Raw genomic sequence first — 22,371 nt, forward strand, 5'->3', positions numbered from 1 at the left:
TCCATGGCCGACACCACGCAAACGGCCGGAGGCGCGCTCGCGTCTTCGGCACTCTCCGGCGAGATCTGGCGCAACGGCCTGCTGGCCGCGGCGAGCTGGCTGCTGGCGGCCGCCGTGACGGTCGGCTTCACCGACGTCGTGCCCTGGGGCCAGACGCAGCTGTTCGCGCTGCTGCTGGCGATCGGCGCCGGCGGGTTCGTCTTGCTCGCCTTCACCGTCCATCGCCTCGGCGCCATCGGCCGCAAGCTGGTTCACTATGGTGCGTGGTGGATCGCGCTCGGTCTCTGGCTGGCCGCCTGGGAGGTGTCGACGGCAAAGCTCGGCTGGCTGCCAAAGCCGTTCTTCTCGCCGCCGCAGGGGCTGCTGCATGTCTATCTGACGGATTGGGACCGGCTGCTCGTCTGCATGCTCTATTCGCTGCGTCTCTGGGGGCTCGGCTTCTTCTCCGGCATCGCGATCGGCTTCGTCGTCGGCGTTGCGCTCGGCTGGTCGAAGCGCTTCAGCTATTGGGGCATGCCGCTCTTGAAGCTGATCGGGCCGGTACCGGCCAGCGCCTGGATTCCGAGCGCCTTCTTCGTCTTCCCGACCACTTTCGGCGCCTCGATCTTCCTGGTGGCGCTGGCTTCCGGTATCCCCGTCATCATCCTGACCGCCTCGGGCGTCGCCTCGGTCAACCGCTCGCTTTACGACGTCGCCCGCACGCTCGGCGCCGATCGCCGTTTCCTCGTGTTGAAGGTGGCGATCCCCGCCGCGCTGCCCAACGTCTTCGTCGGCCTGTTCATGGGCCTCTATTCCTCCTTCGCCGTTCTCGTCATCGCCGAGATGCTTGGCGCCAAATACGGGCTCGGCTGGTATCTGCAATTCCAGACCGCCTATTCCGCCTATGCCAATGTCTATGCCGCGCTGATCCTGATGGCGCTGCTCTGCTCAGGGCTGGTGAAGCTGCTCTTCGTCGGGCGCGATCGCCTGCTCGGCTGGCAGAAGGGGATCGTGCAATGGTAGCGGCTGTCGCCTCGGCGCCGGAACCGGCTGGAACCGGCCTCGCCATCGAATTGCGCAACGTCTCGCATGCTTATGACCTGCCATCCGGCCGGCTGGCGGTGCTGGAGAACATCGACCTCTCGATCGCGCCCGGCGCCTGCGTGGCCCTGCTCGGGCCCTCCGGCTCCGGCAAGTCTACGCTGCTGCGCCTCGTCGCCGGGCTCGAACGGCCGGAGACGGGTAGCGTGCTCGCCGACGGCGTGCCGGTGGAGAACCCCGATCCGTCCCGCGTGCTGGTGTTTCAGGATCCCACCCTGTTTCCCTGGCGCACCGTCCGCCGCAATGTCGCGCTCGGGCTCGAGGCGCAGGGCCGGCTCAAGACCGAGGGCCATCGCATCGACGAGGCCATTTCCCGCGTGCGACTCGCCGAATTCGCCGACGCCTTTCCCCATCAGCTCTCCGGCGGCATGGCGCAACGCGCGGCTCTAGCGCGCGCCCTCGTCAACGATCCGCGCCTGCTGCTGCTAGACGAGCCGCTTGGCAAGCTCGACCAGCTGACCCGCCTCACCATGCAGGGCGAACTGCTGTCGCTCTGGCAGCAGTCAGGCTTCACCGCGCTGCTCGTCACCCACGATGTCGAGGAAGCGCTGCTGCTGGCCGATCGCGTCATCATCTTCAGCGACCGCCCGGCGCGCATCGTCGGCGAGCGACGGGTCGACCTTCCCCACCCCCGCAATCGTGCGGGCACAGAACTGATCGCGCTGCGGCGCGAAATCCTGCAGCTTCTTGGCGTCAGCGAGGCGATATGAGCCGGCAATGGACTTCCCGCGACAGGCTGCTTTCCCGCGACGTGCTGGGCACGGGGCTGCTTGCCGCCGGCATCCTGGCGCTCCTCGCAGCGCTCGCCTGGTGGGCGCTGGTCTTCGTCAATGTGGCTGAAAACACCAGCCTGACCATCCCGGCAGCGGTGCCCTGCCTCATCAACACCTCTGACCTCTGCTCGCTGGCGATGTCGCTCTGCGGCTCCGGCCACTGGCTGGGCATACCCCGCTATTGGGAGGGGTTGTTCTGGGTCGGTGCGGCGCTGACGCTGGCCGCCGGCGCCTTCCAGCTGGTGGTGGCGACGGCTGGATCAACGGAAACGGGAACACAGTTGGGCGGGAAGAATTGAAATGGATTTTTCCGCATTCTGCCTGTTTCGTAAGCACCCATGCTTCGCCATTCGTCGATGTTGATGGAATGATCATCGAAGTCTCGCGGGGCTGAACCGCACGATTGCAGAATAACGACAATGAATTGAACCAAGACGGGCAGGACCCGTTCGAGGAATGATGAATCATGGCGATTTCTAATAAAACTATTTTGAAGAAGACTGTCGCGGCGCTTGGCGCATTGCTGGTCTCGGCCTCGATGCTGGCCGGCGCGGCGCAGGCGGGCGAGACGCTCGACAAAATTAAGTCACGCGGCCAGATCAAAGTTGGCGTCGGCACACTGCCCGGCTTCTTCTCGCCCGACAGCAATGGCAAGTGGCAGGGCTTCTTCATCGATTTCGGGCGCGCGCTGGCGATCACCGTCTTCAACGACCCGGACAAGGTGGAATTCACGTCATCGTCGCCGCAGCAACGTCTTCCAGCGCTGCAGGCAGGCGAGTTCGACGTGCTGCTCTCGGGCGTGACGCAGACCATCACCCGCTCATTCAAGCTCGGCTTCCATTTCGGCCCGATTATCTTCTATGACGGCCAAGGCCTGCTGGTCGCCAAGTCGCTCGGCGTGAGCAAGGGTTCGGAGCTCGACGGCGCTACCATCGGCGTGCAGAGCGGCACGACGGGCGAACTGAACATTGCCGATTTCTTCCGCAAAAACGGCAAGAAGTTCACCCCTGTCGTTATCGAGGACACCAAGGAATTCGTCTCGGCGCTGGAGACGGGGCGCGTCGACGCGCTCACGCAGGACGCCTCGGATCTCGCACTGAAGCGGGCGCAGTTCGCCAAGCCGGACGATTTCCTGCTGCTGCCGGAGCGCCTGTCAAAGGAGCCGCTGGCGCCCGCCATCCGCGCCGGCGACGACCAGTGGCTCGAGATCGTCAACTGGACCGTCTATGCGACGATCCAGGCGGAAGAGTTCGGCATCACCAAGGAAAATGTCGACAGCTTCCTGACCAGCGAAGACCCGGCGATCAAGCGCTTCCTCGGCGTCGATCCGTCGCTCGGCGAGGCGATCGGCCTCGATCCGAAGTTCGCCTACAACATCATCAAGACGCTCGGCAATTACGGCGAGATCTTCGAACGCAACATCGGCAAGTCCACGCCGGTCGGCTTCGAGCGCGGCTACAACCAGCCCTGGACCCAGGGTGGCCTGCTCTATTCACCGCCGTTCCGCTAGGCGCCAAGGGTCCATGACCGCGATCGGTCCGGACGCTCCGGCGCCCGGCTCTCCTCTCCTGAAGAACCTTCTGGGTGAGCGTCCGCTCACCCAGATTTTTCTGTTTGTCGGGGTGCTCGCCGCCTTCGGCTTCCTGGGCCAGACGATGGCGACCAATATGGGCCGCGTCGGCATCACGCCGGGCTTTGCCTTTCTCGCCCGGCCGACCAATTTCGAGATCGGCGGAACGCTGATCGCCTATTCGTCGCAAAGCAGCTTTGCCCGGGCCATCCTCGTCGGCCTGCTCAACACGCTGCTGGTCTCGGCGATCGGCTGCATATTGGCGACGGTGCTGGGCGTCGCCCTCGGGCTTGCCCGCCTGTCCGACAATCCGCTGCTCTCCGGCTCGGTCCGCGCCTATGTCGAGCTGATCCGCAACACACCGCTGCTGCTGCAGCTCTTCTTCTGGAGCGCCACGTTTCACGCTCTGCCGGCCGCGCGGAAGGCGTTCGAGCCGGTCGCCGGCGTCTATCTCAGCAATCGCGGCATTTACATCCCGGCGCTGCGTTTCGAGAGCGGGCTCGCCGCGGCAGTGGCTCTCGCCAGCCTTGCCATCGCCTTGCTATTGCTCTGGCGGCGCAAGCGCATCGGGCTTGCCGCACCGACCGCATCCGCGGTCTCGGTGATCGGCCTCGTGGTGGTGATCTCCGCGCTCGCCGCCACCGGCGGCATGCGCGTAGAAATTCCGGCGCTGAAAGGCTTCAACATCACGGGCGGCCTGTCGCTGACGCCGGAATTTGCCGCCTTGCTCGTCGGCCTCGTCGCCAATGCGGCCGCCCTGATCTCCGAGATCGTCCGCAGCGGCATCCAGTCGGTGCCCCGGGGACAATGGGAGGCGGGTCGCGCGCTCGGCCTGCATCGCGGGCTGATCTTCGCCAAGATCGTGCTGCCGCAGGCGTTGCGGGTGATCACGCCGCTGATGACGTCGAGCTATCTGAGCCTGACCAAGAATTCGAGCCTAGCGGTCGCCATCGGCTATCCCGATCTCGTCTCGATCCTCAACACTGCCGCGAACCAGACCGGGCAGGCGCTGGAGACGATCCTGATCATGGCGTCGGTCTATCTCACCATCAGCTTCGCCGTCTCGTTCGCCATAAACCGCTACAACAAACGCTACGCCCTCAAGGGGCTCGGACGATGACGATGGCGCTGTCGGAACCGATCGGCCGCGCCGCAGGCCGCAAGCCTCTCACCTGGGCCGAGCGGTGGTCGCTCTGGCGGCGCGGCCTGTTCGGATCGCCGGTCAACCTCGCCATCACGGCGGCATTTCTGGTCTTCGTGTGGTTCGTGGTCGCGCCCTTCCTGCGCTGGGCGCTGGTCGATGCCACTTGGTTCGGCACGGCGAAGGATTGCGCCGAGCGATCCGGCGCCTGCTGGGCCTTCATCACCGAGAAGGGCAGGTTCATCCTGTTCGGCCTCTATCCGAATGACCGGGACTGGCAGGCGGCGTTGTCGGTGGCGCTGGTGGGAACGCTGGTCGTCGTGACCAGCATGCCGCACTTCTGGAACCGCCGCCTACTCCTGGTGTGGCTCGCGACGCTCGGCGCGGCGTTGGCCGTGATGTCCGGCGCGCTTACCGGTCAGCTGGTGCCGACCGACAAATGGGGCGGCTTTCCGTTGACGGTGCTGCTCTCGGTGATCGGCTTTGCCGGCGCATTTCCGCTCGGCATCGGACTGGCACTGGCGCGGCGATCGGAGATGCGCCTGCTGCGCTGGATGGCGATCGCTTTGATCGAGGTGATGCGCGGCGTGCCGCTGATCGCCGTGCTCTATGTCTCGACGCTGATCTTCCCCCTGATGCTGCCGGCAGGCGCGGCGATCGACAAGCTCGCCCGGGCGCAGATCGCCATCATCCTGTTCGTCGCTGCCTACATGGCCGAGATCGTCCGGGCTGGGCTGCAATCGCTGCCGGCCGGCCAGTATGAGGCGGCGCGCTCGCTCGGCCTGTCCTGGGGCGCGATGATGCGGCTAGTGATCCTGCCGCAGGCGCTGAAGGCGGTGATCCCCGCCTTCGTCAATCTCGGCATCGGGCTGTTTCTCGACACGACGCTGGTGATTGTCATCGGCCTGTTCGATTTCCTGAATACGGCGCGGGTAGCGGCGACCGACGTAAACTGGAACGGCTTCTACAACGAGGCCTACACCTTCGCGGCGCTGGTCTATTTCAGCCTGAGCTATGCCGCCTCGCGGTACAGCCTATGGCTGGAGAAAAGGCTCCGCGTCGGCGGTCCGCTGGATCGATAGACTTGTCGAAGGGGCTGCGCCGAGCAGCGCGGATGGCTGCGGACGCCTATGACGAGGATCAGCAGAGTCCGCGTCGAACCGCTTCTCGGGCTGCTTCCGCCCGCGTGGAGATGCGGAGCTTCTGGTAGATCAGCTTGACGTAGCTCGCCACCGTTTGCGGCCTCAGCCCCATCCGCGCGGCGGCCTCGGCAACCGTTAGGCCTCGCGCCAGCAAAGGCCGTCGTCGGCCAGCACATCGCGCTCTATGTCGACGTGCTCTTTCCCGGCGACATGCCGCGCCCGCCGCGCGTCGCCATTCCCGATATGCCTGGCGCGCAGGTGATGCGGTTCGAGTCGCAGGCGACCACGGTCCGCGACACGATCGCTGGCACCGCCTATGTCGGCCAGCGCTTCGAATTCGCGGTGTTTCCGTGCCGCAGCGGCCGGCTCGCCATCCCGCCCGCCGCCGTGACTCTGTTCGACCGCGCCGGCGACGTGACAGGTCAAGCGACCGGCCAGCCTGTTCAGGAGACGATCGTCGCACCCGAGGGGATCGATGCCAACGCCGTCGTGGTCGCGACCGACAAGCTGACCTTGGAGCAAAGCTGGAAGCCCGACCCGGCTGGCCCTTTTCATCCCGGCGATGCACTGGTCCGCACCATCACCCGCACGGCGGCCGATATCCCGGCGCTGGCGATGCGCGACCTCGCCTTTACCGCGCCAGCCGGCGTTCGCGTCTATGTCGATGCGCCGGTGAGCCAGGACCAGAGCAATCGCGGCACGATCACCGGCAAGCGCATCGACCGGGCTACCTATGTCTTCGAAAAGGCGGGAACGTTCGACATGCCGGCCGTGGGTCAACCTTGGTGGAACCTTGCCGAAAAGCAGGCGGAGACCGCCACCGGCATGGCGACAACCGTGACGGTCAAGGCCGGCCCAGCGCCCGCGACTGCCCCAGCCGATGGTGCACCAGCCTCCACCCGCGTCCGACCCGCGGTCTGGTCGACGATCGCCGCGGCCATCATCCTGGCGATCCTGCTGCTGGCAACTTTCTGGCGAAAGGCGCGCGCCCCCGTCGCCAGCCGTCGTGCCGCACGCGCTCTCTCGGAGCCGGTCGCGTTCGACGCGCTGGCTCGCGCCTGCGGCAATGGCGATGCCGCGACTATTTACATGGCGCTAACAGACTGGCGATCGCGCCTGCCATCCAGCTGGCCAAAACCGCCTGACGCCGGCCCGCTCGAGGCGGCGCTGTTTTCCGTCGATGGCGACCACCAGCCAACATGGTCGAGGGCCTTGGCGCATGAACTCCTGGCCGGGTTGCGCCGTTTCCGGCACGAATGCTTGAGCCAATCCCCCCGCGCCGCGCGATCCTCGCTGCCGCCACTCAATCCGCAGCATGGATGGCTCGATTAGCGCCCAAGAGGCTGAAGTGCTTGCCAGGAGCGGCCGCTCCCGATCGTCCCTCGCCGGCCTACTCAATTTGTCGGCAGTCGCTCAATGTCTGGTAGCTTCCACGTTTTGTCGAACAGAGGTTTCTGCGGTCCGTAAAATCGGAAGATGGTCTCCCATTGGCCTCCGGCCTTGGTCGGAATCCAGTTCGATTCCTTCCCAGAAGGAGGCTCTGGTCCGAAGAAGATGTCTACCGAGCCATCTGCACTCGCCTTGAGGCCTTGAGTGTTCGAGCCCCGGCTTGACCAATCCATATCCCGGATCAGGGCATGGGATTTTCCATCGTAGACGGTGGCTGACCAATAGAGCGAGACGGGCGGGTTGGCGGGGACCGTCAGTCGGTATTGCTTTCCACCATCAAGAGGAGCGCCATCCTTGTCACGGATAGCCACCAGATAGAATTGGCCGGATCCCAGATGCTTAACACTGGAAAACGCGAACGAGAAGAACGTCCCCCGGCTGTCAATCGGGTAGACGCCAGGCTCCGAAAACTGGTTCGAGAGGCCCTCGCTGAGGTCGTGCGGCACTGGCAGAGCCCACTGGCCAGAACTATAGAACGACGGTTTGAAGAGGGCCTGGTAGCGCGCCTCGATCAATGCCTGCGCTTCGGTCGCAGCCCGCTCCAGACCGCTCCGTTCTTCTGGGGCCGGTTCAAAGGACTTGCCCTTTTCGATACCGACCGACCGGAGTTGGTCGATCATCACCTTATCGCGCTCAAGCCAAGGCTCTCGCTGGACGAAGCTATTCAAGGCGGAGAAGAAGCGCATGTCGTAAGGGATGGTGCTGTCGAAAACGGCGTCGGAAGCGTCGATGAACGGGGTCGCCGCGGGCTTGCCGGCATCGGATAGGGGATAGAGTTTGATGCCTTTCGCATAGTCGACGGCACGCGTCACGTCTGCAGCGCTGCCGCTCCCCACGTTTGAACGCAGCAGCGCATAAGCCATAATGGTGCTTGATCGTAGCGGAATATGGCCGGCGGGGGCGACCTCTTCACTTCCAGGCGGCAGGATCAGATATCGGCCGCCCTTCCCCTTGTCGGCCCCTGCCGGTCCCACGTCGTCCAGAGCAGTCTGCCAGGCATCCATGACGGTGCCGGTGATCTCGCCGCCGGTGGCTGGCGGAATTTCCAGGACGACGGGGCCATTCTTCATATCGATGAATGGCATCAGGTAAATCGTGCTGGGATTGGGCGTAAGGGTTTGGTTCTTCCAGTCAGGCAGCTTGGACCAATAGACGACCTGATTGGCCTCACCCCCGGCCTTGAGCATTGCCTGGTACATCAAATCGAAATTGACGGCGGGCATGCCCCAGATCACGGCCTCGACGGCCCGTCGTTCCCTCGTATTCTGCTGCGGAGGTTCATTCGCGGCACTGGCAGGGAGTACCTGCAGGCCGATGCTTACCACGCAGAAAGCACGGACGAGGAGGCGAGACATGATGCAAACAGTGCTCCTGCGCTAATCATAGACTTGCGTTGGCAGAGACCGGGGCGTGATCGAGTTCCGTAGTGTTCTGCCGTTCACCGGGCAACGCCTGTTCCTGAAGGCAGACGACACCCCGTTTAGAGCTATCCGAAGCGATTACAATGGGTTGATGTAGTTGAGAATCGCGCTCTGTCGAAGAACGACCTTTCGGATCACGTGCGCTACCTTGACGTGCTCGGTAAAAATCGCGGCCGTTCCCGTGCTCCCGGCCGGCAGCCGTGACTCGACCGAAGCATCATCGAGCTTGAAGCGGACCACGAATGGCGCGGCCTGTACCTCTGATGGGGTCACAGCCAGTCCTCCCGGCTGAGATTGGCCTGTCGCAATCGCCTGAACGACCGTTTCGACTTTGCCGCTATAGATCTTGCCGGGGAACATCTTGAACGTGACCTCAACCGGCTGGCCGGGCTTGATGTAGCGCGCGTTGTTCTGGCTGATCTCCGCGCCGAAAATGGGCTCGCCCGTATCGATAAATGCCATGACTGGTGATTGCCCGCTCACCCGCGCACCCACGCGAAGCGCCAAATTCGTCACGTACCCATCGGCCGGCGCGCGTACGACGGTCTTGTCCAAGCTCCACTTTGCGGCGTCGAGGTCGGCTCGCAGTTGATCTCGCTGCGCCTCATGCTGCTGGACATCGAAAGCGCGACCGACGTCCTTGCTCTGCAGCTCAGAGTACTGGGCAAAACGCATCTCAGCCAGCTTGAGCTGGGCTTCGATGCCGCGCACTTGGGCCTCGTAGACGGTCGGATCAATTCGGAAAAGCACATCGCCAGCCTTGAGAGGCGTATTGGCCGTTACCGGCACCTCCACCACCTCGCCTGCCACCGAAGGTATGATCTGGACCGAATTACGTATCACGGCAGCCGGCCCCGAAGGTGCACCCCATCCCATGGGAATGAACAAGCCGACCAGAAGAACCAGCATTACGATGACCGGCGAAATCTTCCAGAACAGGTTGAATGGAATGAATTTAAGCCAGACGAACAGAACGAGAAGCGCGATGTAGCCGTTCAGGAGGACGACAATCATTTTGCCTCCCCCTTCTTTTCCGGCAAATCAACATAAGCCCAGATCAGAACCAGGGGCCAAAAAACGAAGCCAAAAACCAAGCTCGCCCAGCTGCCGACCGCTACAGCTTGTGCCCACGGGTGACCACGTTTTCGCGCTATGCGGCCCGGCATGACACCGAGGGCAACCACAACGGCCACGAGAGAAGCGATAACGACGAGCAGAACGATCCAGGCGAAAATGTCCAGAAAAGACATGTGGCCGCTCCAAGCGCTGTTCCGTCCTATTGTTGTCCCACTCTCCACACTTCGGCGTCAATACTCAGAAACCGGAAACCGTCTTGCACGATAACCATGCTCTGGCTGCCGGAACTAGGCCCCTTGCTGGAAAGTCGTCAGCTCTGGATAGTCATAGGATTCAACTCCTAGTCTCATTGACTCTGCCCGCGATGAGAACAAAATAAGAACATCAACGCACAGAGAAGAGCGATGGGCGACCCGGCCGAGAATGTCGACCTGGTGCAACAGGCACTGGACGAGCGTGTGAACAGCCTCTTGGCATCCCAGCTTTTCCGCGCGCCGCTCAATTTCCGCCTCATCGGCGGCGTCGCGCATAAGGTCGCGGATATCCTCGATCGCCGCGGTGCATGCCCGAAATGCTGCGCCCAGCCCACGCACTTCTTCGACTAGTTCCTTGATTGGCTTGGTGTCGGCGATTGAGGCGGCCGTGATCACCAGGTCGTCGGTCGGCTGCGCCCTCCCCTTGATGAAATATCCCACGAAGCAGGCAAAGGCGGCGCCGAGCAGTCCGCCCACATAGAGGATCGCGCGAAGCCAGTCGGGCAGCGACGACACGTCAGGCATTGCGTCCATGTTTCCAGGCCTCGTCTGCATGCCGGGCGTCCGTCGAGGTCCGGACGATGTTGTAGATGTCGAGCGCGAAGAAGACGGCCGAGGCCGATAGACCGGTTGCTGTCGTCTCGGTCACCCAGACAGATAGCGACTGGCTGAGCCAGAAGAAGCAGGACAGGAACGCCATCGCCGCCCGAACATGCGGCGATCGGCGGGACCAGGCCGTGTCGGCAAAGGTCCCATTGATGACCAAGGCCATCAGGCGCAGGGCGGCGATGACGAAAGCAGCACCGCCCCAGAGCCCTTGCGATCCATGGTCGAACAGCTACAACGCGGCCAATTCCTAAGCTTCCCAGGAGTTGCAACAGGCCCTGGATGGAGGTACGGCAGAACGCTTTCCTAGCTGAGAAGCACTTCAGCGACTTCAGCAGGTAGAGCATCGGCAATCCCTGGGTATGCTCCCAGTGGCGTAGCGATCCTGACTTTGATGACGAGGCCAGCGGCCATGCCGCTCGATTAGGAGTCGCCACATCTCAGGATATTGGGACGCCGTGACTAAACGCTCACGACCGAACGGCCAACAGAAAGTCGGCCCATTCCGCCATCATCTGTCGACGCTTCTCCATCATGTCGCCTCGCCGGTAGGCTGCCTCCACCGCGCTGCTGACCCTATGGGCGAGAGCCGCCTCAGCCATCTCAGCAGGGAATTGCGTCATCTCGCCAACCCAATCTCGAAATGTCGACCTGAGACCATGGGGCACTGCCGGGCGCTTCGAAACCCGGTCGACGAAACCAGTTCGGCCAAGCTTGGTCTCTGTTTTGTGTATACGCCTCATCATTGATGACAGGGTCATATCGGACAGTTTGCCACCGCGTGGCGCCGGAAAAACCAGGGAAATTCCATCAAATCGAGGAAGTGCTCGGAGCAATATCACGGCTTCGTCAGATAGCGGGACGCGGTGCTCCCGTTCCATCTTCATTCGCGCTGCTGGGACGATCCAAAGCTGCTTGTCCAGGTCGATTTCGTCCCACAGTGCCCCGCGCACTTCGCCTGATCGACATGCCGTGAGAGCCAGGAACTCCAACGCTCTGCCGCCAATTCCATCGCGTCCGCGAAGCGACGCGAACCACCGCGCTGCATCGTTAAGCTGAATTGCAGTCTGATTCTCAGTACCCTTCAATTTGGCTGGTGCGGGAAGCATCTCTTTGAGATTGCCTGCCCAACGAGCCGGATTGTCGCCGTAGCGGTATCCACTAACGGTAGCCCAGGACAGTACGGCTTCTATACGGCCCCGAACGCGCGAGGCAGTCTCAGTCTTGGTACGCCAAATTGGTTGAAGCACCCGCACAACATCCTGCACCGCGATATCCCCTACAGGCATCTGGCCGAGCTCAGGGACCGCATAGGTTGCAAGCGTCGTCTTCCACTGGGCACTGTGCTTCTCGTTCTTAAACTCATCCAGTTTGGCGGCGAGATACTGGTCCACTGCATCGGAGAAGGTCAGAGACCGGCGCTGGCGAACCTCAAGCGCAATCCTAGCAGCCCTACGCTCCTCTACCGGGTCAATGCCCTGACGGATCCGATCCTTAGCTTCACGCGCACGCCGGACTGCCTCTGACAACGGTACGTCCGGAAAACCTCCCAGGCCGATCTCCTTCCGCTTCACCCCAACCATCGTGCGTAGCAGCCAGGTTCGCGCCCCCGCAGGTGTGCATTGAAGTAGCAGGCCGGCAACGTTTCCCACTGCGAATGTCACATTTCGCCCCCGTCCGGGATGTCGGAGTCTGCCAACTTCCAACGCGGTCAGGTCTTTCGATTTCTTCGGCACTGTTCCCGCCATCCTACCCGCCAACTCGGTATAAGATTAATCATCACAGCATGCGATTGAGCAAGACATTAGAATTCACGAAAACTATAATTACGGCGGCCTCTCGAAGCTGATTGAGACTGTTTGCGCCTCAATGAGAGGAGAAAATGGCGGCCACCCCGTCCGCCATTTGCAATTCCCGCCCAGTTAGCTTTCCCAGTAAATAGCTATCCATGCCCCGCTGATGAGCGCATGGATCCTCCCGGCGAATTGGCGAGGATTCGGCCCCGGGTGCCGCTTTCACTCCCACTCCCACTCCGTAAACTATCGTCCCAGCCAGATCCCGGGGTTGCATCCGTCAGGCGTTCTGTTGCCAACTGGAGGGCTTGTCCTTTCACGCGGAATGGAGCCGTCAGAGCCATGCCTGCTTCTGCCAGCATGTTCGCCCAGTCGTTCTTCCACGGCACCCGGGCCGACCTGAGCCCGGGCGACCATATTGTCGTCGGGTACCAGTCCAACTTCGCAGACGGCGAGCGTCTGTCCTGGGTGTACTTCGCCGGGACGCTGGACGCGGCGATCTGGGGCGCCGAACTCGCTGTCGGCGACGGGGCGGAACGCATCTACGTCGTCGAGCCGACCGGGCCGGTCATGGATGACCCCAACCTCACCGATAAGAAGTTTCCCGGCAATCCCACCCTCTCTTATCGGTCCCGCGATCCGCTGCGGGTGATTGGCGAAGTGACCAAGTGGCAGGGCCATTCGGCCGAGCGGTTGCAGCAGATGAAAGACAGCCTCGCCCGCCTGAAGGCTGAAGGATCCGGCGAGATCATCGACTGAACAGGGTTGTCCCTGCCTGCCAAGTAAGCGCTGTCCTCCTAGACTGCTTTCGTTCGGCACGTCTTGGATCTCGGGCGCCGGGGAGATGCAGGGATAGCCCGCCATGAAACCTTACAGGATGAGGAACGCGATCGACGCGAGGGCCATGACGAAGGTGGCGAGCCAGCCGACGAGGAACATTGGTCTCGGCAAGGTGAGCCTTCCCATGATGCGCGGGTTCATCGCGATGATCATCATCACGGCCATCAAGGGCGCCGCCAGCAGGCCGTTCACCACCGCGCTCCAGTAAAGCGCCTTGACCGGATCGATCGAAGTGAAGTTCAGCGCGACGCCGCCCAGCGTCGCCACGGCGATGGTCGCGTAGAAGGCCTTTGCCTCCCGGACGCGCCGGTCCAGCCCCTCGCGCCAGCCGAAAAGCTCGGAGACGCCATAGGCCGCGGATCCCGCCAGCACCGGCACGGCCAGCATGCCCGTCGCCACGATGCCGAGAGCGAAGATAGCGAAGGTGAATACGCCGGCAATGGGGCGCAGCGCCTCGGCCGCTTGCGACGAAGTCTGGATCTCGGTCACGCCGTTGGCGTGCAGCGTTGCCGCCGTGGCGAATATGATGCACAGCGCGATGGCGTTGGAGATGCCCATGCCGACCAGCGTATCGGTGCGAATGCGGGCAAGCTCCGGCCCGGCTTCGCGTGGCGCAATGCAGAGCGGCTTGACGTGGCGCCGATGCAACTCCTCGACCTCCTGCCCCGCCTGCCAGAAGAAGAGATAGGGGCTGATCGTCGTGCCCAGCACGGCGACCACGGCCATGGCCTGATCGGCCTTGAAGGTCAGATGCGGAACCAGCGTGCCGTAGAGCGCCTGGTCCCACGGGACATGCACTGCGAAGACCACGGCGACATAGGTGAACAGCGACAGCGTCGCCCATTTCAGGATTGCGGCATAGCGGGCGTAGCTGAGGAAGGTTTCGAGCAGGATGCACGCCACGCCGAACAGCACCGCGTAAAGCCGCTCCGGGCCGCCGATCAGCAAACCCAACGCCGCGGCCATGGCGCCGATATCGGCGCCGAGATTGATGACATTGGCGATGACGAGAAGCAGAACCACGCCGCGCAGCAGCCAGGGCGAATAGTGGCGACGCAGATTCTGGGCAATGCCGACACCCGTCACGCAGCCAATCCTGGCGCTGATCGCCTGGATGACGGCCATGAGCGGGAAGCTGAACAGCATCGTCCAGGCAAGGCCGAAGCCGAATTGCGCGCCGACCTGGCTGTAGGTGGCGATCCCGCTCGGGTCGTCGTCGGCCGCTCCCGTGACCAATCCGGGCCCCAGCGAGCGCAAGACGCGTCCCGGGCCGTTGCCGGCTTGGCCAGCGAGCGGCTCATCGGGGTGCCTGGCCTGCGTCATCCGACTCCTCCGGGCTGGCCTTTGGCCTTGTGGCTGCGCCGCCCTCTTCATAGACTGTCGCGCGGACGTCCGACATAGCCGTATTCGCGCCGTCGCATCGCATCTCGCGCCTTGCCGACGGCGGAATGAAACCGAGGAACAAGACGATGTCCCAAGACCGGCCCCGCCGCCCCCAGGACCCCTTCGCCGCCGCGGAGGCGGTGTTCGCCAAGAAGAAGCCGAGCGCACCGGAGATCAAGACGAACGCGCTCCCGAATGTGCGGGAACAGGTCTCGCTCAGGATCGATCGCGACGTGCTCGAGCATTTCCAGGCTGAAGGTCCCGGCTGGCAGGATCGAATGAACGACGCTCTGCGCGCGGCTGCCGTGGCCGATGGGTTGGGCGCCGAAGCGAACGACGGCGAGTCCTGATCTCCACCCCTTTGAGAAGCGCACACCTGGAGCCGGGACGCGGTTAGCGATTGCACGCGCCCCCCGACTGTCCCCGGCTGTGCATTGTGCCGCTTGCTCCGCGAGCATTTATCTTGCGCGCCCGCTCGACCGCCGACGCGAACGCGCCACCCAGCTTGCGCGCAGGACACCCCAGGGCTGGGCACCTCCTCCCCCGCCGATCTGACGCCGAGGAAAATCTACAGACAAATGCGGCGACAACGTCTGGAACCAAATTCCCAGAGTGAAGTTGTTCATTCGATATGTCTAACAGAGCAATCCCGCTGATAGGCAGCTCAACCCGGCAGGATTATCCACACGATATTCTGCGCCGATATTGAACCGGAGGAAAAAATGAACAGCTTCAAGCATATTCTCGCCGCCAGCGCGGTAGCTATTCTCTTTGCGTCGCCGGCATTCGCTCAGGATGCACCGAGCGCGCCGACCACCCCGACGGCGCCCGCCGCCAGTTCCAATCCGGGCGGCACGACGAGCGGCACCGATTCCCAGGTCCAGATCAAGGACGAGGATGTCTTCGGCTATGACATCACGATGGGCGCCGCCAATCTGACCCCGGAACAGCTGCAGGCTGCCAAGAACACCTGCAATCAGAACGTGACGGCAGAGCCGCTGCGTTACTCGGCTGCAGTGAAGACGTTCTGCACGTCGATCCAGTAATTCGCGTTCGACAAAGTTAGTTGCGAAGCCCTGCCTCTGGCGGGGCTTCGTCGTTTTGTATTTGACCGAAACGAGCGCGCCGAACGGCTTACACTCAGATCGAAGGTCTAAGCCTTTCGATTCAAGGTTTGTTTTTGGCGGGCGCGTGGATCGGCATCGATACAATCGCGCGGAGACCGGGCGCATTGTCCACATAGCTGATTTGGCCGCGCAACTGGTCGATGAGAGCCCCCAACATACGCGATCCGAAGCCCGTGCCTTTCGTAACCTCGCTCTTGCCCTCACCATGGTCAGAAACGACGATGCGCAGGGTGTCGCGGTGTTGTTCGATGGCGACCGTCAGCGGCCCCGGCGCCCCGCCATAGGCATATTTGGTGGCATTGGTCATAAGCTCATTGACGATCAGGCCGATGCTGATGGCCCGATCGGTGGTGACGAGCACCGGCGCGAAGTCGAGAGTGATGTGGCTGGCCCAATTCTTGTCCATCGCCGTCAGGATCTCGGTGCAGAGCTCGCCCAGATAGCGCGAAAGATCGATGATCGAGATGCTGTCGGCCTGGTATAGCCGTCGATAGACGAGGCTTACCGCGGTGAGCCGGCGCTCCGCCTCCTCGAGTTGCGTCTTCACGTCCGCGCTGGCGCCACGACGCTGCATTCGAAGAAAGCTCGACACCAGGGACAGGCTGTTCTGCACCCTATGATTGACCTCCTGCAGCAGAAAGTCCTTCTGCGACAGCAGGGTTTCATTCTCGCGTAGCGTCACCGTCAGTTCGCGGTTCAGGCGTCGAAGGCGCTGGTTGTTGCGGTTGTCGAGCAAGTGGCGGACCAGGCGGGTGCAGGACTCCACCTCCGCAAGACTCCATTCGCGCGAGCGCCCGTGCACGCTTTCCGCCCAAGCCTCGAACGAGGCGCGGGGCATCAAAGTGGCCCCGGGCGCCAGCTTTACATTCTCATGCGGATTGCCGGCCCATTTCACGGTCTGAAGCTGCTCGGCGCGGAACCACATCAACACGATGGGTTCCTCCGCGGACACCACAGAGGCCAGAAGTCCGCTCGCCATGTCACGATGATTGCTGGCGGCGGGGAGTTCCCGGCTCAGTTCATTGGTGACCCATGGACCAGGAACACCCCGGCTGAGCGCTACCTTGGCCACGCCTTCCACGTCGATCGCAGCTGGGCATTCGCCATGCACGAAAAGGCTGGTGCCGCAAAGCGCGGCAAAGCCATCAGCCTGCAGCAGCTTCGCCAGCTGTCCGCCGGATCGATCGAGGAAGTCCGACAGGGCATCGTCGCTTCCAAGCTCAGCGAGAATGACATCTTCCTGCGAGCGCAGACGGATACGCTCTCGATACAGCTCATTCTCCTCGCGAGCCTTGATCTGTCGCGAAAGGCTCGCCGCCAGCGCCTGGCAGGCCAGCCGGGTCGTGAGGGTCAACGACCGGGGCTCGTTGTGGTGACAGGCGACCAGCCCCCACAGCACGCCGTCCATGACGATGGACATCGAGGCAGAGGCCGCGACCCCCATGTTCTTGAGGTAATGGATATGGATCGGCGAGACGCTGCGCAGCGTGGAGTCGCTGAGGTCGATCGTGGCGAGCCCCGGGTCGATCCCGACGATCGGGACGGGGGTGTAATTCACATCGGCAATGACGCGCACCGGATTGCGAACGTAAAGGGCCCTCGCCTGGCGCGGTATGTCCGAGGCGGGAAAGTGGTGATTCATGAAGCTCGAGACGTCACCGGAGAGGCTCTCGCCGACCACGACCCCCGCCTCGTCATCAATGAAGCGGTACACCATCACGCGACTGTAGCCGGTGAGGCCCTGAAATGCCTTGGCTGCCTGCTGGCACAACTCGTTGAGCGACGACGACCGCTCGAACGTGCCGCCCACAACTTGCAGCTCCGCGAGGAACGACGCGTCCAGGCTGGGACGGGAACCCTTGTCGGTCACTTCGACGACGAGATGCTCGCCGGTGCGAAAGGCAACGGCATCCATCGTCGTTCCCGCGAAGGAAACGTCGCCGATGACCTTGGCGCCGGTGGATGGAAACATGTCGGGCGAGACGTTGGCGCCGAAATCGATGACGGCGTCCAGGGAAAGGCCGACGACGCTGCTGTCGATGCGGTAGTCCTTTCGCCCTGCGTAGCCCACGATCAATTTCGAGGAAACATCCGCGATAAGCATGAAGCCCTGAGGCTGAATTGAACCCGGAATATGAATCGGTTCCGCGTCGCAACTGACGATTTCGATAGTCAAATCCCGTAGGGTCCTGTGCTTGCAGATTTTGAAACTCTATTCACCAACGAAAATGGCGAAGAGAAGTTCAAATGAGACGAAATTGACTGCAGTGCTCTATTCGCAATCGTAGGCAGATGGTCACAATCCTGGATGATGACATTCAGCCAAACTCCCGCCTGACGCGTTCTCATGACTCGAGATCGACCGAATAACGCGTTCTGATAACTCAGAAATCGGCGTGAAGGGTCTGCAATTGCGGCAGGCCGACCAGTTCGACGCCAAGGCGGCGGGCAAGCGCGGCGAAGGCTTCCGTTTCGATCAGACGGCGATAGGGAGTTTCGGGAAAGACGATGCCGGCGCGATGGACGTTGGCATCGACCAGAAGCATTGTTCCACCGACCGACTCCAGGGGTACGCGACGCAGATAGCGAAGGTCGTGTATGTAGAGCCGCAGATGATGCGCTGGCGGTTGGTAGAGGCCATCATGGACATGCTTGATCCACTGGTGGTCTTCCGGCTCGCCGACCGAGATCCACGCATTCTGATCGAAGCTCGGGCCACCTGCCTTCCGCACGCAATCCGGATGCACGACGCGAGCCCGTTCGGCCAGCAGTCGCTTCAGCGTATCCGTTGGGAAATCGATGATGTCCGCGTCGATCCACAGCACCCAGTCTTCCGCCTGCAGCCCATCCCGCAGCAGCAGGTTCCGTGCCCTGGCGATACGGCTGCGCCGCTCTCGCTGAAGCGCGACGCTCCAGCGCGGCCCCTGCCCGCGGATGGCGAAATCCTGCTCCAGCAGCGCCGAACGGCGAAACCGTCCGCCGCTGTTCTCCAGGAAGGCCTTGATCCGGGCGAGGCTATCATCGGTCGAATTGCCGAGCAGAAAAGCGATGGAGAGGCGTTCCGGCGGAAAATCCAGCGCAAGGATCCGCGCGAACAGCGCATCGAGCGTCTGCGCGGCGTTTCGCACGGGGATGGCGATCAGGACGGAGCCATTGGCAGGCGCATTCCGGGCCAGAGTGCCGCGATCGACGGCATCCTCGCGCAGGGCGGGGCTCTGTGCGCGGCGCTCCCGCCATCGCAGGCGCGCCTTGCGCAGCGCGGTCTTGATCCGAACACTTCGCGACAGGGGCTTTTCGTCAGGGATCCAGGTGTGGCACCAGTGATGCTGCGCCAGCGCGGGAACCGCATCATTCCGATCGTCGCAGAGCCGGCCATACTTGTCATGCGGCGAGAACATGTAGCCCGGGATGACGTCCGGCCGGATGCGCACGCTGGCCGCGTCGACCGCCCCGGTCAGCAGGAACGGTCCGGTCGCGTCGAGCGGATCGAGCGCGTGCCGGCACTGAACCGCCAGATCGATCACGACATCCCAGAAAGGGTGTCGCGCTGGCGAAACCATGACGGCATTCGAAACGATTCGTGTCGTCAGGCCCCGCACGACCGCCGGCTTTTCTGCCAGATGGCTGCGGGGCTCCTCGGCGAAGAGCGGGCGGTCCTGCTGCAGCAGGACGTCGAAGGATCGAAGCGCCTCCGCATCGAGATCGGCATAGACGCCGCCATGACTGCGCAGGACCAAATAGCGACCGAGATCGGCGCGCTGGATAGCGCGTGGATAGCCGAAATACTGCTCGGCCAGATGCGGATATTCCTGCCGCACCAGCGCGGCCAGGTCCTCATCCGTCCAAAGCCTGATCTCCCAGCCCGCATGCAATCGCGGCCAACTGGCGACATAGGCTTGCAGGGATGGCGGGATGTCCCGATCGCGCCAGGTCTGGTGAATGATCCTGGGTATCATCGCGTGGGCACGGCTTCGGTAGCGGCTAGGACGGCCTGGTCGATACGCTCCGGTCCGAAGCGGTCCCATGCGGTGGCGTGAGCCTGGGTGCGAAGGGCCGAGCGGCGAGCCGGATCCAGCCAGAGGGCGGTGATGAGGTCGGCCAGTCCGCTGTCGCTCTCGGCAAGCAGAATGTCATGGCCGTGGCGGAGGCCGAGGCCCTCGGCCGCCAAGGGGGTCGCGACAACGGGAACGCCCCAGGCCATCGCCTCGATGATCTTGAAACGGGTGCCGCCGCCACTGCGCAACGGCACGACCGTCATATGCGCGCCGCGCAGCAACGGGGCCAGATCGTCGGGATTGGCAACGATCTGCACACTGCCCGATGCCAGGCGCCGGACCTTGCGAGCCGGGTTTCGTCCAGCCAGCGTGACGCGCGCCTGGGCCAGGCTGCGCCTCACTCTCGGCAAGATCCGGCGGGCGAGGGAGCGGCAGGCCACGACGTTTGGCGTGTAGCCGAGATGACCGATAAAGAGGAGTTCCGGCCCAGCGCAATCCGGCTCGGACGGCAACCGTCGCGGCGCGGCGCCGGCGCGCGGCAGCCCGTTCGGAACGATGGAGACCGGACCGAGGCCCCGTTTCCCGAGGCGCGCCGCATCCTCCCCGGAGCAGACCCAGACCGCATCGACGCCGGCCACGACCTGCGCCTCAAGCGCTGCGATCGTCCGCTGTTCGCGCCGGCGCTTCGCGCCGAACCAATCGCGCTTCTGGCGGATCTGGCCGGCGAGATCGGACTCCACATTGTGCAGGTCGAGAACCAGCCGCGCCCCGCATTGCCGCAGCATCGGCAGGAACGGATGCAGGCCCAGATGCTCGATCACGATCAGGTCGGGCCGGAACTCTTGGACGACACGCTCCAGAGCTTCGATCCTGCCGGGATCGATGGAGAGATCGATGGACGCGCTTCCCGGCGGCAGGCGATACAACGCCTCCGCTTCGCTCCCGAGATGGTTGGTGGTCAGCCTCGCAAGGTCGGTAACGCCCTCGCTGCCGGCGATCACTGAGACGAGTCGCACTTCGCCGAGCTGGGCTGCCGCGGAGGCATTCTGCCAGTTGCGCAGGTCAGCGCCTGTCACCGGGGGGAAGGCCGGATGAGCCGTGAGAAACAGGCACCGCATCATCTTGGGACATTGCTGCTAAAGCGACGGCGCAGCGCCAGCTTCAGCCGAAACCGCAGCCAGCGATAGGCATCGGCCCGCGTCTTCGGGGCTTTTCGTGCAACGGTCAAAAAGTGCCCCGCCTCAACCATTTCGCCACGCCGCATGTGGATCCGCGCCACCCGGATCGCCATGAAGGCCTCTCGCTGCCGCAAGGCCGTACGAGAAATCCCGCGACTCTCAAGCGCCAGCAGACTCTCGCGCCATCGGCCGAAGCTGCTGCGCGATTCATGCACGAGCCGATCATCGGACCGTTGCAGGCTCACGTTATAGGTCATTACCGCGACGTCAATGATGGCGGTTCGGCAGCTCGCCAGCAACGCCGCCCAAAACAGCGTGTCTTCGTCATAGGCAAGCGAGTCCGGAAAGCGCAAATTCTCCAGCGCGTCTCGCCGGATAAGGCTGCAGCCCATGACAATGACGACGGCTCGATCCGCCAGATACTGCTCCGGCGAGAGCTTTTCGTCCCGGTGGACGAAGCGGTCTCGGGCGCGGCCCTCCCGCTGGATGAAATAGGAACCGAGCACGAGTTCTGGCGCCGAGGGCCCATCGCCCGCCTCCACCAGGGCGCGCAGACCGCCCGCCTCATGGACGTCGTCCGCGTCCAGGAAATACACCCACTTCCCCAAAGCCTGCGAAAGGCCGTGGTTGCGGGCAGCCCCGGCATCGAGGCATCGAATGGAGCGCACGACGATGGGGAGATCGAGCTCGACGGCACAGGCCTGGACCACGGACACCGTTTCATCGAGCGATCCGTCATTGACGACGATGCACTCGAGAATGGCCGACCGTTCGCTGACGAGGGAAGCGAGCGTTCTCCGGATGGTCTTCGCCGCATTATGAGCGGGTATGACGACACTCACGCAACCATGCGTAAATGCCGATAAAGGATTGACCAACATACGATTCTTGCAGTGCACCAAAACTCAAACGGACTGCGCCTCATACCAAGTCGATCCCGCTAGGGAAACAAGGCAGCTGCCCCTCCGGCAAGTATTCGGTCACTTTTTCGTCGTGCTGCCCCACCCAACGTTGCCCTGGAGCAAGGGAACTCGGCAGGGTAGCGCCTTCCGGTCCGCTGGAGCTGTCGATGGACGTCGTGCCTCTGGCTGGCAGCGACCGACGCGATCGAGCTTTCGTCCAAGGCTATCGGTTGACCTGCCCTTGACCCTATTTTGGGGCGCGCCTAAACGTGCGATGCGGATGGCGGCTCCGTCTGCCGGAGTGCGCACCGCCGGAATGACGCCGTCAAGTCGTCGCGTTGACGAACCCGACGCGCAGCATGAGGAGCCTGCCTTGCCACGCGCCGACGAATTCAAGGCTGCTCTCCTCGCCGAAGGCATCGATCCGGCCATCGCCGAGGCGGCGGCGGAACTGCCGCCACTGAAGATCAGCACGCCGGAAGAAATCGCCGCCCGTCGGGCCGAGCGGCGCGAGCGCATCGCGCGCGAGAAGGCTGAGGGGACGCGCAACGCCGACGGCTCGAAGGTCTAACCGTAAGCCTTTGCAGGAGGGCAGGATGCGCGCCCTTATGCGGCTATATATGCGCCGCCCCCGTCGCAA

Annotated in this window: 23 protein-coding genes; 11 read left to right on the forward strand and 12 right to left on the reverse strand. The window is 63.2% G+C overall.

Features of this window, described 5'->3' with window-relative positions:
• The first annotated feature begins 3 nt into the window (after window positions 1-3).
• The 6 genes from ACHMWQ_RS15360 (at window position 4) to ACHMWQ_RS15385 (ending at window position 5,646) form a co-directional block, all read left to right on the forward strand.
• Window positions 4-1,002, forward strand: a complete 999-nt coding sequence (locus ACHMWQ_RS15360; RefSeq protein WP_396308128.1) for an ABC transporter permease — start codon at window positions 4-6, stop codon at window positions 1,000-1,002.
• Complete coding sequence (locus ACHMWQ_RS15365; protein WP_396308129.1) at window positions 996-1,790, forward strand: ABC transporter ATP-binding protein; 795 nt, start codon at window positions 996-998, stop codon at window positions 1,788-1,790. The genes ACHMWQ_RS15360 and ACHMWQ_RS15365 overlap by 7 nt, the downstream gene beginning before the upstream one ends.
• A complete protein-coding gene (locus tag ACHMWQ_RS15370) occupies window positions 1,787-2,152 on the forward strand; it encodes a hypothetical protein (protein ID WP_396308130.1) in 366 nt (121 codons plus the stop codon). The genes ACHMWQ_RS15365 and ACHMWQ_RS15370 overlap by 4 nt, the downstream gene beginning before the upstream one ends.
• A 239-nt stretch (window positions 2,153-2,391) precedes the next feature.
• Entirely contained in the window at window positions 2,392-3,363 is a 972-nt protein-coding gene (locus ACHMWQ_RS15375) for an amino acid ABC transporter substrate-binding protein (RefSeq protein ID WP_396309456.1), read from the forward strand.
• A gap of 22 nt (window positions 3,364-3,385) precedes the next feature.
• Window positions 3,386-4,543, forward strand: coding sequence for an amino acid ABC transporter permease (locus ACHMWQ_RS15380; RefSeq protein WP_396309457.1), 1,158 nt, complete (start codon window positions 3,386-3,388; stop codon window positions 4,541-4,543).
• Window positions 4,540-5,646 carry an amino acid ABC transporter permease gene (locus ACHMWQ_RS15385; protein WP_396308131.1) on the forward strand — a complete coding sequence of 369 codons (1,107 nt, stop codon included), beginning with the start codon at window positions 4,540-4,542 and terminating at the stop codon, window positions 5,644-5,646. Before ACHMWQ_RS15380 ends, ACHMWQ_RS15385 begins: the two co-directional genes overlap by 4 nt.
• A gap of 58 nt (window positions 5,647-5,704) precedes the next feature.
• On the opposite strand, the gene ACHMWQ_RS15390 is transcribed toward ACHMWQ_RS15385, so the two are convergent.
• Window positions 5,705-5,860 (reverse strand): response regulator transcription factor, encoded by a 156-nt coding sequence (locus tag ACHMWQ_RS15390; RefSeq protein WP_396308132.1) that lies wholly within the window; start codon window positions 5,858-5,860, stop codon window positions 5,705-5,707.
• A gap of 56 nt (window positions 5,861-5,916) precedes the next feature.
• Between ACHMWQ_RS15390 and ACHMWQ_RS15395 the strand changes: the two genes are divergently transcribed.
• Window positions 5,917-7,038, forward strand: coding sequence for a hypothetical protein (locus ACHMWQ_RS15395; protein WP_396308133.1), 1,122 nt, complete (start codon window positions 5,917-5,919; stop codon window positions 7,036-7,038).
• A 62-nt stretch (window positions 7,039-7,100) separates the two neighbouring features.
• Here the strand turns inward: ACHMWQ_RS15395 and ACHMWQ_RS15400 are convergent, their stop codons facing one another.
• The 6 genes from ACHMWQ_RS15400 to ACHMWQ_RS15425 all read right to left on the reverse strand — a co-directional run bounded on the left by ACHMWQ_RS15400 (window position 7,101) and on the right by ACHMWQ_RS15425 (window position 12,261).
• On the reverse strand, window positions 7,101-8,510 hold the full coding sequence (locus ACHMWQ_RS15400) for a DUF1254 domain-containing protein (RefSeq protein WP_396308134.1): 1,410 nt from the start codon (window positions 8,508-8,510) through the stop codon (window positions 7,101-7,103).
• 144 nt (window positions 8,511-8,654) lie between these two features.
• On the reverse strand, window positions 8,655-9,590 hold the full coding sequence (locus ACHMWQ_RS15405; RefSeq protein ID WP_396308135.1) for an HlyD family secretion protein: 936 nt from the start codon (window positions 9,588-9,590) through the stop codon (window positions 8,655-8,657).
• A complete protein-coding gene (locus tag ACHMWQ_RS15410) occupies window positions 9,587-9,826 on the reverse strand; it encodes a DUF3302 domain-containing protein (protein ID WP_396308136.1) in 240 nt (79 codons plus the stop codon). Before ACHMWQ_RS15410 ends, ACHMWQ_RS15405 begins: the two co-directional genes overlap by 4 nt.
• A 114-nt stretch (window positions 9,827-9,940) precedes the next feature.
• The gene (locus tag ACHMWQ_RS15415; protein ID WP_396308137.1) at window positions 9,941-10,432 is read right to left on the reverse strand and encodes a hypothetical protein; all 492 of its coding nucleotides are present in this window, start codon (window positions 10,430-10,432) and stop codon (window positions 9,941-9,943) included.
• Window positions 10,425-10,673, reverse strand: a complete 249-nt coding sequence (locus ACHMWQ_RS15420; RefSeq protein WP_396308138.1) for a hypothetical protein — start codon at window positions 10,671-10,673, stop codon at window positions 10,425-10,427. The genes ACHMWQ_RS15415 and ACHMWQ_RS15420 overlap by 8 nt, the downstream gene beginning before the upstream one ends.
• 310 nt (window positions 10,674-10,983) lie before the next feature.
• Entirely contained in the window at window positions 10,984-12,261 is a 1,278-nt protein-coding gene (locus ACHMWQ_RS15425) for a tyrosine-type recombinase/integrase (RefSeq protein WP_396308139.1), read from the reverse strand.
• A gap of 387 nt (window positions 12,262-12,648) precedes the next feature.
• Here ACHMWQ_RS15425 and arr point away from each other — a divergent pair, with 387 nt between their 5' ends.
• Window positions 12,649-13,065, forward strand: a complete 417-nt coding sequence (gene arr / locus ACHMWQ_RS15430) for an NAD(+)--rifampin ADP-ribosyltransferase (protein ID WP_396308140.1) — start codon at window positions 12,649-12,651, stop codon at window positions 13,063-13,065.
• Between the two features lie 111 nt (window positions 13,066-13,176).
• Here arr and ACHMWQ_RS15435 read toward each other — a convergent pair whose 3' ends face one another.
• Entirely contained in the window at window positions 13,177-14,469 is a 1,293-nt protein-coding gene (locus tag ACHMWQ_RS15435) for an NRAMP family divalent metal transporter (RefSeq protein WP_396308141.1), read from the reverse strand.
• Window positions 14,470-14,615: 146 nt separating this feature from the next.
• On the opposite strand from ACHMWQ_RS15435, the gene ACHMWQ_RS15440 reads away from it, so the two are divergent.
• Both ACHMWQ_RS15440 and ACHMWQ_RS15445 read left to right on the forward strand, forming a co-directional pair.
• Complete coding sequence (locus ACHMWQ_RS15440; protein ID WP_396308142.1) at window positions 14,616-14,879, forward strand: BrnA antitoxin family protein; 264 nt, start codon at window positions 14,616-14,618, stop codon at window positions 14,877-14,879.
• Between the two features lie 372 nt (window positions 14,880-15,251).
• Window positions 15,252-15,575, forward strand: coding sequence for a hypothetical protein (locus ACHMWQ_RS15445; protein ID WP_354549218.1), 324 nt, complete (start codon window positions 15,252-15,254; stop codon window positions 15,573-15,575).
• A gap of 121 nt (window positions 15,576-15,696) precedes the next feature.
• Here the strand turns inward: ACHMWQ_RS15445 and ACHMWQ_RS15450 are convergent, their stop codons facing one another.
• The 4 genes from ACHMWQ_RS15450 to ACHMWQ_RS15465 all read right to left on the reverse strand — a co-directional run bounded on the left by ACHMWQ_RS15450 (window position 15,697) and on the right by ACHMWQ_RS15465 (window position 21,710).
• Window positions 15,697-17,832, reverse strand: a complete 2,136-nt coding sequence (locus ACHMWQ_RS15450; protein WP_396308143.1) for a histidine kinase dimerization/phosphoacceptor domain -containing protein — start codon at window positions 17,830-17,832, stop codon at window positions 15,697-15,699.
• 208 nt (window positions 17,833-18,040) lie between these two features.
• Window positions 18,041-19,612 carry a glycosyltransferase gene (locus tag ACHMWQ_RS15455; protein ID WP_396308144.1) on the reverse strand — a complete coding sequence of 524 codons (1,572 nt, stop codon included), beginning with the start codon at window positions 19,610-19,612 and terminating at the stop codon, window positions 18,041-18,043.
• Window positions 19,609-20,772 carry a glycosyltransferase family 4 protein gene (locus tag ACHMWQ_RS15460; protein WP_396308145.1) on the reverse strand — a complete coding sequence of 388 codons (1,164 nt, stop codon included), beginning with the start codon at window positions 20,770-20,772 and terminating at the stop codon, window positions 19,609-19,611. Before ACHMWQ_RS15460 ends, ACHMWQ_RS15455 begins: the two co-directional genes overlap by 4 nt.
• Window positions 20,769-21,710 (reverse strand): glycosyltransferase family 2 protein, encoded by a 942-nt coding sequence (locus tag ACHMWQ_RS15465; protein ID WP_396308146.1) that lies wholly within the window; start codon window positions 21,708-21,710, stop codon window positions 20,769-20,771. Before ACHMWQ_RS15465 ends, ACHMWQ_RS15460 begins: the two co-directional genes overlap by 4 nt.
• A 394-nt stretch (window positions 21,711-22,104) precedes the next feature.
• Here ACHMWQ_RS15465 and ACHMWQ_RS15470 point away from each other — a divergent pair, with 394 nt between their 5' ends.
• Window positions 22,105-22,302 (forward strand): hypothetical protein, encoded by a 198-nt coding sequence (locus ACHMWQ_RS15470; RefSeq protein WP_396308147.1) that lies wholly within the window; start codon window positions 22,105-22,107, stop codon window positions 22,300-22,302.
• Window positions 22,303-22,371: the final 69 nt, after the last annotated feature.

Origin of the sequence: Kaistia sp. UC242_56, assembly GCF_044452255.1 — a bacterium.
Classification (GTDB): domain Bacteria; phylum Pseudomonadota; class Alphaproteobacteria; order Rhizobiales; family Kaistiaceae; genus Kaistia; species Kaistia defluvii_A.

Bases quoted from the DNA above. Each gene is read 5' to 3' on its own strand.
- ACHMWQ_RS15415 (WP_396308137.1), bottom strand. From the start codon at position 10,432: ATGCCTGACGTGTCGTCGCTGCCCGACTGGCTTCGCGCGATCCTCTAT.
- ACHMWQ_RS15400 (WP_396308134.1), bottom strand. From the start codon at position 8,510: ATGTCTCGCCTCCTCGTCCGTGCTTTCTGCGTGGTAAGCATCGGCCTG.
- ACHMWQ_RS15410 (WP_396308136.1), bottom strand. From the start codon at position 9,826: ATGTCTTTTCTGGACATTTTCGCCTGGATCGTTCTGCTCGTCGTTATC.
- ACHMWQ_RS15360 (WP_396308128.1), top strand. From the start codon at position 4: ATGGCCGACACCACGCAAACGGCCGGAGGCGCGCTCGCGTCTTCGGCA.
- ACHMWQ_RS15385 (WP_396308131.1), top strand. From the start codon at position 4,540: ATGACGATGGCGCTGTCGGAACCGATCGGCCGCGCCGCAGGCCGCAAG.
- ACHMWQ_RS15425 (WP_396308139.1), bottom strand. From the start codon at position 12,261: ATGGCGGGAACAGTGCCGAAGAAATCGAAAGACCTGACCGCGTTGGAA.
- ACHMWQ_RS15440 (WP_396308142.1), top strand. From the start codon at position 14,616: ATGTCCCAAGACCGGCCCCGCCGCCCCCAGGACCCCTTCGCCGCCGCG.
- ACHMWQ_RS15465 (WP_396308146.1), bottom strand. From the start codon at position 21,710: ATGTTGGTCAATCCTTTATCGGCATTTACGCATGGTTGCGTGAGTGTC.
- ACHMWQ_RS15395 (WP_396308133.1), top strand. From the start codon at position 5,917: ATGCCGCGCCCGCCGCGCGTCGCCATTCCCGATATGCCTGGCGCGCAG.
- ACHMWQ_RS15405 (WP_396308135.1), bottom strand. From the start codon at position 9,590: ATGATTGTCGTCCTCCTGAACGGCTACATCGCGCTTCTCGTTCTGTTC.
- ACHMWQ_RS15460 (WP_396308145.1), bottom strand. From the start codon at position 20,772: ATGATGCGGTGCCTGTTTCTCACGGCTCATCCGGCCTTCCCCCCGGTG.
- ACHMWQ_RS15445 (WP_354549218.1), top strand. From the start codon at position 15,252: ATGAACAGCTTCAAGCATATTCTCGCCGCCAGCGCGGTAGCTATTCTC.
- ACHMWQ_RS15370 (WP_396308130.1), top strand. From the start codon at position 1,787: ATGAGCCGGCAATGGACTTCCCGCGACAGGCTGCTTTCCCGCGACGTG.
- arr (WP_396308140.1), top strand. From the start codon at position 12,649: ATGCCTGCTTCTGCCAGCATGTTCGCCCAGTCGTTCTTCCACGGCACC.
- ACHMWQ_RS15455 (WP_396308144.1), bottom strand. From the start codon at position 19,612: ATGATACCCAGGATCATTCACCAGACCTGGCGCGATCGGGACATCCCG.
- ACHMWQ_RS15435 (WP_396308141.1), bottom strand. From the start codon at position 14,469: ATGACGCAGGCCAGGCACCCCGATGAGCCGCTCGCTGGCCAAGCCGGC.
- ACHMWQ_RS15365 (WP_396308129.1), top strand. From the start codon at position 996: ATGGTAGCGGCTGTCGCCTCGGCGCCGGAACCGGCTGGAACCGGCCTC.
- ACHMWQ_RS15375 (WP_396309456.1), top strand. From the start codon at position 2,392: ATGCTGGCCGGCGCGGCGCAGGCGGGCGAGACGCTCGACAAAATTAAG.